Raw genomic sequence first — 12240 nt, forward strand, 5'->3', positions numbered from 1 at the left:
CTTCCGTGGGATCCCACACGCTTCCCTCCGCCGTGAAACTCTCCCTGCCCCGGCGCACCCGCCGCCCGCTGCCGCGCTGGTGGCCGCTGCCCGCGTGCGCGGCGCTCGGGCTCGCGGCCGGAGCCGCTTACGGGGTGCTCGCCGAGCCCCAGTACGCGTCGACCACGTATCTGATCGCGGTGCCCGCCAAGGGCACCGACCCGCAGGTGGCCATGGGCTTCGCCCAGGCCTACGGACGGCTTGCGACGAGCACCAGCACGCTGGCGTACGCACAGGCCACCGCGGGTGTTCCGGCGCGGCAGCTGGCGAGCCGGGTACAGGTGGAGACCTCGCCCGACTCCCCCATGCTCGCGGTGACCGGCACCTCCGCGAAGCCCGCGGGCGCCGCCGACATCGCGAACGCCGTCGCGGACTCCCTCGCCCTCAAGGCCAACAAGCAGCAGACCAGCACGAACGTGAGCCTGGTCCTGTTCTCGCGCGCCGTGAAGTCACCGGCACCGGTCTCGCCCTCGCTGCCGCTCGGCGCGGGGGTGGGCCTCTCGGGCGGGGTCCTGGTCGGCTCCGTGATCCTGCTGGCCCGGCCGCGCAAGGGGCGGGAGGCGGAAGGTGCCGCGGTGCCCGCGCCCGCGCACGAGTCGTCCGCCGCCAAGGAAACCCAGCCCGTCTGACGTACGGCCTTCGGCCCTACCGGCAAGGAGTGACGCAGATGGATCCGATCAACGGGCCCGCCGACGTACCGGCGTCCCTGACCGTGGAGATCTGCCGGGACTTCGAGAAGTTCCTCGCCCTGGAGAGCGACTGGGACCGGCTGCACCGGCGGTGCGGCGCGGCCACGCCGTTCCAGACGCACGCGTGGCTGCGCTCTTGGTGGCGCGGTTACGGCAAGGAGGGCCGCCTGCGGATCCTGCTCGTCCTGGACGGGGGCGAACTCCTCGGCGCCGTACCGCTGATGCTGACGTACCGGCCGTGGCCCGTCCTCGTCGGCTGGGGCGGTGCGATCTCCGACTTCAACGATGTCCTGGTGGCCGACGAGTACGCCGCCGAGGTCCTGCCGGTGCTCACGAAGGCCCTGCACCGCCGCTCGCCCGGCCGCGTCATCGATCTGCGCGAGGTCCGCCCGGACGGCGTGGCGCAGCGGGTGTTCGACCGGTGGCCCGGAGCGCGGCACCGCACGGACGACTCCGTCTGCCTCGAACTCCCGGCGAAGGACATGGACGGCCTGGTGAGCCGGCTCGCGTCGAGCCGGGCGCAGCGCGCGCGGTCCAAGCTGCGCAAGTGGGAGGCCGCCGGGGTCCAGGTCCATCCGGTCACGGAGGCGGCCGAGATCCCGCAGGCCGTCACGACCCTCATCGAACTCCATCTGCGGCAGTGGGAAGGGCGCGGCGTCACCCCGGAACACCTCACGCACCGCTTCGCCGAGCATCTGGGCAACGCGGTGCAGGGCATGGTGGCGACGGACAACGCCTCCCTGACCCTCTATTCGCTCGACGGCCGTACGGTCGCGGCCAACGTGACCCTGCAGTCGGGCGAACTCTCCGGCGGCTACCTGTACGGCGCCGAACCCGAGCTGCGTGAACGCAAGCTCGACGTGGCGACGCTGCTGCTGCGCGAGGAGGCGTCCGGCGCGGCGGCGGGCGGACGCACGGTCATCAGCCTGCTGCGCGGCAACGAGCCGTACAAGCAGCACTGGAAGCCGGAGGAAATCGTCAACCAGCGCCTTGTGCTCGCCGGTTCGGGTGCCGCGCTGCCGTGGCGGCTGCACGCCGCGCTGATCCGGCTCCGCAAGGAGCTCGCGGCGCGCGGGCGGCGGCACGCGCCTCTGGTGACGCTCTGGCGGAAGCGTCTCGGTGCCCTGCGAGTGGGCCGGCCGCGCTGACGGCCGGCCCACTCGTCACACCCGGATCACCGGCTCAGAACGGCCAGTCCGGCATCTTCGGCATGGTGGGCATGGTGGGCATCTTCAGGTCCATGTCCCACTTCCAGTCGGTCTTCTCGCGCTCGACGCAGACCTTCTTGTCCTCGACCCACTGGTTCATCCAGTCGCTGAAGTCGAAGGGCAGACACCATTCGTCGTCGTTGTTCTCCAACGGCTCGGGCGGCGTGGTCGGCTCGGGCGGTTCGGTCGGCTCGGGCTTGGTCGACGGCTTGGGCGTGACGGACGGCTCCGGCTTCACGGACGGAACCGGCTTGGACACGTTCGGGGTGGGGGTCGGGGTCGGCGTCGGGGTGGGGGTGGGGGTCGCCGTCTCGGTCGGCTTCGGTGTCACCGTCTCGGTCGGCTTCGGCTTCGGTGTCACCGTCTCCGTCGGCTTGGGCGACACGGTCTCGGTGGGCGCAGGCTCCGTCGGCTCCACCGGCTCCGGCATCGTCGGCTCGACGGGCTCCGGCATCGTCGGCTCCACGGGCTCCGGAAGCGTCGGTTCGACCGGCTTCGGCACCGTGGGCTTCACGGGCTCCGGCAGCTTCTGACCGAAGAGCTTGGAGCGGAACAGCTTCGACGATTCCGGATTGTCGTCGCACTGCCAGACGCCGTGCGGGCAGTAATCCGTGATGGTCTGGTACAGCGGCTTGTGCCGCGCGAACCAGTCGAGCATCCCTCTCATGTACTCGGGATTGTCGCCATTACGGAACAGGCCCCACTCGGGGTAGGAGATCGCCTTGTTGTGCGCCTTGGCGAAATCGACCTGGTCCTGCAGTCCGTACGGCCCGGACACCTGCTCCTGGAAGGAATCACCCGGCGGCTGGTCGTACGCGTCCATGCCGATGATGTCGACGACGGCGTCACCCGGATAGCACTTCGTCCAAGGCACCGCGTCGGGCCCGCGGTTGGGCGCGAAGTCGAATTTGAATTTCTGGCCCGGCACCGCGCGCATCGCCGCCACGATCCGCTTCCAGTACGCCTTCCACGCCTCGGGATCGGGACCGCAGCGATGGGTGTACGTGATGCCGTTCATCTCCCAGCCCAGCACAATGACCGTGTCGGGGACTCCGAGATGGACGAGCCGGCGGGCCAGCTTGCTGAAATGCTGGTCGAAATCACCCCGGGCACCGGCGCGCAGCATCGTGCGCACCTCGCCGTCCGGGACATGGTCCTCGTTGCGCTCCAGCATGGGGACGTTGAGGACGAACATCCGCTCGGGACTGCCGCGCTTCCAGCGCGCCCAGGACCGCAGGAACCCCGGTCTGCCTTCGATGTTGGACCACACATCCCCTGGCAAATACGTATGCCCTACGCGAATGGACGATCCCCCGAGCCACTGGGAGAGTTTCTCCATCCGCTCGATCCCCTGGGGCCCGTAATCCAGATAGGCACCGAGTGCGACCGAGGAAGCCGGTGGCGCCGGTTCACCCCGGCGGGCTCTTGGCGAGGAATCGTCCGCCTGGGTGGTCGGTGCGCAGAGCATGGCCGAAGTGGTCAGCAGGCCTGCGGTCACGGTCGCCAGGCACGTCCGCTTCGTCAGGTGGCGAGAGGGCACGGTTCCTCCACTGATCCGTCAAATCAAGACATCACTCTCAGTAAGAGACCGTCCTACGGTTTGCTAATAGGAGCATCCTGCGGTAGTCCATTGGTGCAGAGGGCCTCGAAAATATCGCCGAATGCAGTAGGTGTTTTCCCGTGTTTTCCCCGTGCGCGAAGGCCCGCGCATCCGGTGCGCGGGCCTTCCATTTCTGCCCCGGGCACAGGCCCGGGATGCCCCCTTCGCAAAAGCTCTCCGGGAGTCGAGATGCGTGCGCTTGTCGTGATGGCGGCGGCTTTTCTGTCGGTCCTGCTGATGGGCTCGGCCGGCCATGCCGCCACTCAGTCCAGGTACCCCGCGGACGAATGTGCCGCGACCTGGGCGTCCATGGCGTCGCCCTTCGGCGACGGCTGCTGAACCTCCTGCACGCCGCCCCCTGCTTCACCAGCGGGTCACGTCGACCTCCCGCTCGTCGGCCGCGAGGAAGGCCGGCATGAGCGGAATCAGGCCCTGGCCCTGACGCAGCTGCATCAGCGTGCTCTGCACGGTGGCCCGGCCCGGCCTGAGGTGCATGACATCGTCGTGGCGGGTCTCCACGCGCCACGTCCTGATCTGACCGTCGCAGACGGCGGTCTGCGCGTCACCGGAGACGGTGGTCCGCCCCTGCCGCACGCTCGACGTGATCCACACGGGTTCGGGCGTCGTGCTGTAACACCGGTACGAGCCGGTCGTGGTGACGGTGCGTTCGTCGACGACGACGGCCGTGCCGTCGACCGTGACGTGGTCGTACGGAGCCGAGGCGGCGGCGGCCTGGGCCGTCAGGACCGTGGCCAGAGCGGCGACGGCGGTGGCGAGCTTGGCGTACATGCTGCGGACCCTCCTGTGGTGCGTGGACGCTGAGATGCGCGTCGGGGAACGTCGGGGGAACGCGGCAGGGGCGCACCGGGTGACGCTGGGCCGCCAGGTTTCATCCCGAAGCGCTGATCAGGTGATTGTCGGCCGGGGGCGGGGACGCGCGGAGCCGGCGCGGGCAGGGCAGAGGTAGCCGATTCCCGGCCCGAGAGGCACATGGCGATGCAAGAACACCTCGACGCGTCCGGCCCCGCGGCCGGACGGCGGACCCCTCCGACCGCTCGGCGGACCCCTTCGGCCGTACGGCGGATCCCTTCGGCCGTACGCGGCCTCGTGGCGCGCGTCGCCGCCGTGGCGGTCCTCGCCACGTCGGTGACGGCGACCGCGGCCGCCGCGCCCGCGGGGCCGGGCGACCGCGCCGCCCCGGCGAAGCCTCTCAACCTGCTCGTCGTGGGCACCGACGGCCGGGACACGATCACCCCGCGGCAGAAGAAGGCCTACCGGCTCGGCGGCGAGGCCTGCAACTGCACGGACACGATCATGCTCGTCCACGTGGCGGCGAACCGGCGCTGGGTGAGCGCGGTGAGCCTGCCCCGGGACACCCTCGCGCAGCTCCCGGACGGCCATGTGGACCAGCGGACCGGGGAGCAGCACCCCGCCCACCCCGGAAAGATCAACTCGGGCTTCGCCGAAGGCGGTACACCCCTCGCCGTCCAGGTGATCGAGCAGAGCACCGGCGTCCCCGTGGACGGCGTCCTCGACGTGGACTTCTCGCGCTTCATGAAGGCCGTGGACGCCGCGAAGGGCGTCCCGGTGTGCACCGACCGTCCGATGCACGACCCGGCGACCGGTATCAACCTCTCCCCGGGCACGCACCGCCTGGCCGGTGGCCCCGCGCTGCAGTACGTACGGTCCCGCAAGGTCGACAACCGCGCGGACTTCGGCCGGATCCAGCGCCAGCAGCGCTTCGTGACGGCGCTCCTGGGCGAGTTGATGAAGCCGAAGGACTGGACGAGCGTCGGCAGGCTGGCGAAGGTCGCGGCCGCGCTGTCGCCCGCCGACTCCGGTACGGGCCGGATGAGCACCCGTGAACTCCTCGACCTCGCCGTATCCCTGCGGCATCTGAAGCTCCGGGATCTCACCTTCGCCACCCTGCCGATCCAGGGCTTCCACCCGCTCATCGACGGCGTGGGTTCCACGCTCGCGGTCGACGAGGCACAGGCCGCTGCCGTGTTCCGGACGTTCACCGACGACGTGCCGCTGGAGCGCGCCCGCACGAGTGAACCGGTCAGGAACCAGTCGCCGGGGCCCCGCCCCGTGACGTTCGCGCCGGTCAAGGCCTCCCAACTCGCCTGCTGACCCCCTGAAACCGCCGGTTTCTCCCGTGCGGGCTGTCCCCCTGACAGCCCGCACGACGTGCGTCCCGGGCGCATCGTCGGTCTGATGTCAGGATGAAACGCTCCATAGCCCGCCCGCCGCGCGCGGGCATCTCACGACGCAAGGCACTCGGCATGACCTCCGCTGTCGTCGGCGCAGCGATGGCCGCCGGCGCCGCTTCCTCCGGGACGGCCTGGGCGGACCCGGACCCGGACCCCGACTGCGGCATCGCCTTCGACTCCGACTTCGAAGAGGCCCTCAGGGCGGGCGACGAACTGCTTCCCGAGCAGTCCGACCGCGCCGAACTCACGGAGCTCTCGGGGGCCCAGGCCGCCGGGCTGTACGTCCCGTGCGCCCGTCCGCTGCGCCGCACGTACCGCGTCACCTCCCGCTACCGCACCCGCGGGAACTGGCTGGCCGGGTACCACACGGGCATCGATCTGGCGGTCCCTCAGGGCACCGCCCTGTACGCCGTCGCCGCGGGCGTGGTCGTCCTGGCGTCCTGGTCGGGCTCGTACGGCAACGCCGTCACCGTACGGATGCCGGACGGGTACTACGCCGTCTACGGGCATCTGCATCGCATCCGTACGCGCGTCGGGAGCCGTATCTCGGCGGGCGCGCGCATCGGCGACACCGGCAGTACGGGACGGGCCACCGGGCCGCATCTGCATCTGGAGGTACGGGCCAAGCGCCACTACGGATCCGACGTGGATCCGGTCGCCTACCTGGCACGCGGAGGCGTGCGGCTGCTCTAGGGCGACCCCGTATGTTCCACAGGTCCCATGGATCCCGAAGGGTCCATACGGGTGAACTGTGCGGGGATACGTGCCAGTTGCACGACTACGCTGCCCAACCATGGTCGACGCCTCCACACTTCCCGCCCACGCCCTGGGAACGCTCTCGATCCTGACGTGGATCGGAGCGCCCGAAGAGGGCAACACCACCCCGTACCTGCTCGCGTACCCCCTGGGCGACGGCCCGCAGGGCGCCGAGGGCGCGCAGGACGCGATGGTGGGCCTCGCACAGGAGTTGTCCCTGACGCCCGGGGGAGGGATGACGGACGGCTCGGCCCCGAGCTTCCCGGTCAAGCTCCTGGTCGAGTCGGGACAGGCCGTGCTCACGATGGGCGCGTTCCGTGCGCAGTGCGCGGTGCCGCCGGAGTGGGCGGCGGCCGTGGACGCCGGCGAGAAGGTCCATCTGATCGTGAGCCCGAGGGCGTGGCCGCAGGCCGTCCCCGGCGAACCCGTCGCGCCCGAGACCCTCAGCGCCTACATCGGCGACGAAGCGGTCTTCGCGCAGGCCGCGCACTGTGCCCTGCCGGCGGGCCGGCTCCGCTGAGCCGGTGCGGCGGCCGAGCTTGTGTGACTAAGGCTGCGCCCAGGCGAATTAACGCGGTCTTCGGCGGTCTCGCTCGTTGGCCCGGCTGACGGCAGTCCCGCTCTGCAGAAGGTGGATGTCATGAAGTTGGCGAAGCGTGCCGGTCTGGCGGTGGCGATGACGTGCATCGCCTCGGCCGCGGCGGTGTCCCCCGCCCTGGCCGACTCGGCACCGGTCCCGGTGCCGCTGGACGGCCTGGAGAACGCCCTGGGTTCGGATCTTCCGGACGTACGCGGCGGTGTGCCGCTGATCATGCCGGGCGATGTGTCGGCGCCCCGGATCGACCCCGAGCACCTCCAGCTGGAGGGTGTGGTCCCGCAGGTGCCGCTGCGGACGGCGCTTCCGCAGACTCTCGTGGACGCCCCGCTCACCGATCCGCTGAGCAACGAACGGCTCGCGGGAGCCGCGTTCTCGGTGCCCGACATTCCCGTGGACGCGACGAGCCCCGGGGCGTCCGTGGGTGCTCCGCAGGTGCGTCAGCGTCCCAGCGGTGCGCGGCTGCCGGAGCTGCCGCTGCCGCAGGCCGCCCTCCTGCAGCCCACGCTGCAGACCGCGCCCAGCGCCGACGCGCTGCTGTCCTGAGGTGAGCGGGTGCTCTTCCAGGGACTGAACGAGGCGCACCGCACAACGGTGCCCGCACCGCAGGACGCGCAGGACGCGCAGGACGTTCAGGACGTTCAGGACGTTCAGGACGTTCAGGACGCGACCACCACCGGGGAGACCGACAGGCCTCGCCGCTGGTGGTCGCGGCGCGTGGCGCTCAGGGCGCTCCTGGGCCTGGCGTCCGTGGGCGGAACCGCCGCCGCGCTGAGCCCGATCGTCCTGACCGACCCCGATACGGGTGCGTCGGGCCCGGCTCCGCACACGCGCGGGAACACCTTCGACGAGGTGTACCGGGGGCGGCACATCCGGGGCCGGGAGTGGCGGGTGCGGGCGCCCGGCGGAGGCGAGCGGCCGATGGTCGAGATCTTCATCGACGGCCAGTCCCTGCACGTCATGCGCCGCGCGGACGGGACGTTCATGAGCGCGCTGCATCATTTCGAGTCCTTCCCGACGCTGCATGACGCGGCCCGCGCGGCCGTCGACGAACTGGGGCCGGCCGAACTCGTCTGACAGCGCGGCCCCGTGACCCGGGCCGCGCCGCGGCCCCTGTCGAGGAAGTGTTTGTGTACACACGGAAGAACCAGCGGGACCTCACCGGCGGGGAGAAGCGGAAGTTCGTCGATGCGCTGCTGAAGCTGAAACGCAGCGGCCGCTACGACGAATTCGTCGAGGTCCATATGAAGTACTACGTCGCCGACGGCGAGGAAGGGCTGCGCGTCGGGCACATGACGCCCACGTTCTTCCCCTGGCACCGGCAGTTCCTGCTCGACTTCGAGCGGGCCCTGCAGTCCGTCTCCCCCGGTGTCACCGTCCCGTACTGGAACTGGACCGTGGACACCAGCCCCACGGGCTCCCTGTGGGCGAAGGACTTCCTGGGCGGTACGGGGCGCGACGGCGACCGGCAGGTCATGACCGGACCGTTCGCGTACGAGTCGGGGGACTGGCCCGTCAGCGTGTCCGTCACGCGCAGCCGCTTCCTCACGCGTGACCTGGGGCGAAGGGGCAGCCTGCCGAGCCGGCGCGAGCTGAACTGGGCCATGGACGACCCGGTGTACGACGTGGCGCCCTGGAACTCCCTGCCCGGCGAGGGCTTCCGCAACAAGGTGGAGGGCTGGGCGGGTGGCCGGCGCGGGGACTGGCGCAACCACAACCGGGTGCACCAGTGGGTCGGCGGCCTGATGAACGGGGCCTCGTCGCCCAACGATCCGGTGTTCTGGCTGCACCACTCGTTCATGGACCGGCTGTGGACGCAGTGGCAGCGCAAGCATCCGAAGGCGCACTTCTATCTGCCGCGGCGGCCGTTGCGCCGCGACGACCCGCAGTACGGGCGGGTGCTGAGCGCGGACGAGCCGATGCCGCCGTTCGGCAAGCGCCCCAGCGAGCTCATCACGCAGAACGTGTACCGCTACGCGTAGAGGTCCGGCGGCTCAGGGCCGCGAGCACATGACTGCGGGGCGCCGGGAAAGGGGAAATTCCTGGCGCCCCGCAGACTGCTCACCGGTGGGCGGTTCAGCCGCCGTAGCCGCCGTCGCTGCCGTTGGTGCACTGGTTGCCGAAGGCCGGGTTGAGCAGGCCGATCACGGACACCGTGTTGCCGCAGGCGTTCACGGGCACGTGAATCGGAGCCTGGAGCACGTTGCCCGAGAGAACGCCCGGCGAGTGGGAGGCCTTGCCCTGGGCGTGGCTGTCAGCAGCGGCGACACCGGCGGCGCCCGCGAGGGCCGCTCCGGCACCGGCGGCGACGGCGACGACCTTGTACATACGCGACATGCTTTCCTCTTCCATGGTCAGTTGGCCGCACAGTGTGCGACCTCGACGGACTGTCAACGCGGCAGATACCGCCTGGTCACGCATGGGGCGCGGAACCCCGCTGATGGGTCAATTCCGTAGGCCCCTTCGGGTGCGCGACGCGTTCGTGGGACGCCCTCGTTCATGGCGTCTCGCCTTCGGGGTAGAGGTCGATCCGGTCCACGCCCGCGTCGGCCCGGCCGCCGCCCCTCGCCTCGACCGTCAGGGTCAGACGGTGCAGCCCTTCGGTGAAGTCGTGCGTGCCCAGATGCACGGAGTCGGTGGTCGGCCGTGAGCTGTGGCCGTCGAGGACCGCGCCCACGGGCTTGCCGTCGATCGCGAAGCGCACCCGCCCGAAGTCCGGGTGGCGCGTGACAGCGACGTTCAGCGAGTGAGGCCCGTCCAGGGGGACGGCGAATGACAGGTCCACCTCGTCACCAGGGGCCGCGGGCGACAGGAGCCGCTGGTGGCGTCCCGACCACGAGGCCGTACAGCAGTTGCGCTGGATGCCGGTACGGCCCGTGGCGCGGCTGGTGACGACTTCCGCCTCGTACGAACCGCTCAGCGGGAAGACCTTCAGGAGGTCGACGCCGATACGCGGGTCGCGGACGGAGGCGGCGGTCAGGGTGAGAAGGTGCCGGCCCGGCTTGAGGTAGTGGATGCCCAGGTCGACCGGGGTGGTGCTCAGCCGCTCGCCGGACGGCTGTTCCCTGAGCGCGGTCAGCTTCGTCCCGTCGAGGGCGTACTCGACGCGGCCGTGGTCGGGTCCGGTGGTCTGCTCGGTGCCCACCGCGTACCAAGCCGCCCGCTGGACGTGGAAGGGGAGCGTGAAGCTGTCGCCGCGGCGCTGGGCGCGGAAGGCCAGTTGGGCTCCCCCGGACCAGTGCACACCGCAGCAGTCGGTCTGCTTCGCCGCCTTGCGGCCGGCGCGGCCGAGCGGGGTGATGTCCTCGGCCTCGCGCAGCAGGGCCGGGCTCAGTTCCAGGTAGTCGACGCCCACGCGGTGGCCGGCCGAGCGCGGGTTCTTCCCGCGGACCTCGATGCCCAGACGGTGCTTGCCCGCCTTCAGGACGTGCAGGCCCAGGCGGACCGCGCGGGACCCCGGACGCTTCGCGTAGCCGTCCCGCGCGCCTCCCAGGGGCTTCCCGTCGAGGGTGAACGACGCGATGCCGTACGTGCGCCCCAGGGTCTGCTTCAGCGCGAGGCGGAATTCGCCGGGGGTGCGCACCGTGAAGTCCAGGGTGTGCGTGCCTCCCGGCGCGGTGGCGTCCACGAGGGTCTGGGCGCCTCCGGAGAAGCGGAGGCCGCGCTGGTTGCGCTGGACGCGGAGCACGCGCCGGGACGTGTCGTCCCGCGTCATGGCCTCGGATTCGAGGCGCTGGACCTGCAGGTCCGTAGCGCCGGGGTTGCGGTTCAGGAAGGTGAAGTGTGCCGTCCGCCCCGCTGACCAGGTGCCCTTCCCGTCCTGCGCCTGGACGACCACGGGGTGGGCGACGGTGTCGTCGAGCGTCGCCGGTACCGAGACGCGCAGGAGGCCGGTGCTGTCGCTGTTCGTCTGGTGGACCGGGCCGTCGGCGCCGATCCGGTAGCGGTAGGCCATGGCGTCCGGAACGCCCCCGGGCGTGAACACCAGTTGGTGGCGCTTCTCGTCGTGGATGACGCGCGGCACCGGGGCGTTCGCGTCCGCGGCGACGCCCTGGGGCCCGCCCTCGCCCGCAGGCCGGTCGTCGCCCACCGTCGTGGCGGGGAACGACCGGTCCAGCGGGTCCACGTCGATCGTGATCGTGCCGAGGAACAGGGCCGCGCAACTGGCGGCGGCCACCCAGCCGAGAGCGCGTCGCAGGGGGAAGGGCTCCTGGCCGAGGAGGTCCGACACGGGGTTCCCTCTCCTAGTGACGGGGCTTGCGGCGGGACAGCATGACGCAGGCCGCACCGACGGCGATCGCGCCGATCGCCGCAGTGCCCGCGACCCAGTGCCCGGTACTGGACATGCCGGTCTCCGGCAGCTCGGGCGGGGCGGAGGACGTGGTGGTCGTAGGCGGGGGTGTCGTCGTGGACGGCGGCGGAGTCGTGGTCGACGGCGGGGGTGTCGTCGTGGACGGCGGAGGCGTCGTCGTCATCGTCGGAGGCGGTGTCGAGGTCGTCGGCGGCGGTGTCGACGTGGACGGCGGCGGCGTCGAATACGTCGGCGGAGGCGTCGTGGTCGTCGGCGGAGGCGTCGTCGAATACGTCGGCGGCGGAGTCGTCCCCACAGGCGGAGTCGTCGTCATCGTCGGCGGAGGCGTCGTCGAATACGTCGGCGGCGGAGTCGTCCCCACAGGCGGAGTCGTCGTCATCGTCGGCGGAGGCGTCGTCGTATACGTCGGCGGAGGAGTCGTGGTCGCCGGCGGAGTCGTCTCACACGGGTACTCGCCATAGCCGACGTCCGAGCCATAACCGTCGTCCGAGCCATAGCCGCCGTCCGAGCCGTACCCGTCGGACGGACCCGGTGCCGGAGCGTCGCCGTAACCGTGGTCGGAGGTCGGGCACGGCTGGGGTGAAGCCGTGCCGGGATAGGGCGCCGTGGCAGCGTTCGCTCCCATGACGGCGAAGCTGCCGAACGTGGCCAGGGCAGCTGCCAGAAGAAGCGCTCGAGGTGCGCGGAATGGGATGCGCAACGTCCACACCTTCCTTGTGCAAAGGATGACGGGGACATAAATACGACGAATGCGGAGCCCGTCCCCGAAGGCACGCTGCCCGTGCTGGGCAAAATCCGCCGAAGCCGCCCGCATGGCGTAATTCCCGC

General features: G+C 71.0%; 13 protein-coding genes. 9 read left to right on the top strand and 4 right to left on the bottom strand.

Going from position 1 to position 12240, the window contains the following annotated elements; genetic code table 11:
- The first annotated feature begins 5 nt into the window (after nucleotides 1-5).
- On the top strand, nucleotides 6-668 hold the full coding sequence (locus ACIBI4_RS19690) for a lipopolysaccharide biosynthesis protein (RefSeq protein ID WP_399205189.1): 663 nt from the start codon (nucleotides 6-8) through the stop codon (nucleotides 666-668).
- A 38-nt stretch (nucleotides 669-706) separates the two neighbouring features.
- Nucleotides 707-1876 (top strand): GNAT family N-acetyltransferase, encoded by a 1170-nt coding sequence (locus ACIBI4_RS19695; protein ID WP_399205190.1) that lies wholly within the window; start codon nucleotides 707-709, stop codon nucleotides 1874-1876.
- Between the two features lie 34 nt (nucleotides 1877-1910).
- Here the strand turns inward: ACIBI4_RS19695 and ACIBI4_RS19700 are convergent, their stop codons facing one another.
- Nucleotides 1911-3275, bottom strand: coding sequence for a glycosyl hydrolase (locus ACIBI4_RS19700; protein ID WP_399205191.1), 1365 nt, complete (start codon nucleotides 3273-3275; stop codon nucleotides 1911-1913).
- A 624-nt stretch (nucleotides 3276-3899) separates the two neighbouring features.
- Nucleotides 3900-4325 carry a DUF6299 family protein gene (locus tag ACIBI4_RS19705; RefSeq protein WP_399205192.1) on the bottom strand — a complete coding sequence of 142 codons (426 nt, stop codon included), beginning with the start codon at nucleotides 4323-4325 and terminating at the stop codon, nucleotides 3900-3902.
- A gap of 201 nt (nucleotides 4326-4526) precedes the next feature.
- Between ACIBI4_RS19705 and ACIBI4_RS19710 the strand changes: the two genes are divergently transcribed.
- The 6 genes from ACIBI4_RS19710 (at nucleotide 4527) to ACIBI4_RS19735 (ending at nucleotide 9082) form a co-directional block, all read left to right on the top strand.
- On the top strand, nucleotides 4527-5669 hold the full coding sequence (locus ACIBI4_RS19710; RefSeq protein ID WP_399205193.1) for an LCP family protein: 1143 nt from the start codon (nucleotides 4527-4529) through the stop codon (nucleotides 5667-5669).
- Nucleotides 5670-5761: 92 nt separating this feature from the next.
- Complete coding sequence (locus ACIBI4_RS19715; RefSeq protein ID WP_399205194.1) at nucleotides 5762-6442, top strand: M23 family metallopeptidase; 681 nt, start codon at nucleotides 5762-5764, stop codon at nucleotides 6440-6442.
- A 100-nt stretch (nucleotides 6443-6542) separates the two neighbouring features.
- Complete coding sequence (locus ACIBI4_RS19720; RefSeq protein ID WP_399205195.1) at nucleotides 6543-7025, top strand: DUF5949 family protein; 483 nt, start codon at nucleotides 6543-6545, stop codon at nucleotides 7023-7025.
- A 120-nt stretch (nucleotides 7026-7145) separates the two neighbouring features.
- The gene (locus tag ACIBI4_RS19725) at nucleotides 7146-7646 is read left to right on the top strand and encodes a hypothetical protein (RefSeq protein ID WP_399205196.1); all 501 of its coding nucleotides are present in this window, start codon (nucleotides 7146-7148) and stop codon (nucleotides 7644-7646) included.
- Nucleotides 7647-7655: 9 nt separating this feature from the next.
- On the top strand, nucleotides 7656-8177 hold the full coding sequence (locus tag ACIBI4_RS19730; RefSeq protein WP_399205197.1) for a tyrosinase family oxidase copper chaperone: 522 nt from the start codon (nucleotides 7656-7658) through the stop codon (nucleotides 8175-8177).
- A gap of 53 nt (nucleotides 8178-8230) precedes the next feature.
- Entirely contained in the window at nucleotides 8231-9082 is an 852-nt protein-coding gene (locus ACIBI4_RS19735; RefSeq protein WP_399205198.1) for a tyrosinase family protein, read from the top strand.
- A 94-nt stretch (nucleotides 9083-9176) separates the two neighbouring features.
- Here the strand turns inward: ACIBI4_RS19735 and ACIBI4_RS19740 are convergent, their stop codons facing one another.
- Both ACIBI4_RS19740 and ACIBI4_RS19745 read right to left on the bottom strand, forming a co-directional pair.
- Nucleotides 9177-9437 carry a chaplin gene (locus ACIBI4_RS19740; protein WP_399205199.1) on the bottom strand — a complete coding sequence of 87 codons (261 nt, stop codon included), beginning with the start codon at nucleotides 9435-9437 and terminating at the stop codon, nucleotides 9177-9179.
- Between the two features lie 160 nt (nucleotides 9438-9597).
- Entirely contained in the window at nucleotides 9598-11331 is a 1734-nt protein-coding gene (locus tag ACIBI4_RS19745) for a hypothetical protein (RefSeq protein ID WP_399205200.1), read from the bottom strand.
- Nucleotides 11332-11372: 41 nt separating this feature from the next.
- On the opposite strand from ACIBI4_RS19745, the gene ACIBI4_RS19750 reads away from it, so the two are divergent.
- Nucleotides 11373-11873: a hypothetical protein gene (locus ACIBI4_RS19750; RefSeq protein WP_399205201.1), complete on the top strand. Its 501-nt coding sequence runs from the start codon at nucleotides 11373-11375 to the stop codon at nucleotides 11871-11873.
- Nucleotides 11874-12240 lie beyond the last annotated feature (367 nt).

The organism is Streptomyces sp. NPDC050418, from assembly GCF_044458745.1.
In the GTDB taxonomy this organism is placed as follows: Bacteria; Actinomycetota; Actinomycetes; order Streptomycetales; family Streptomycetaceae; genus Streptomyces.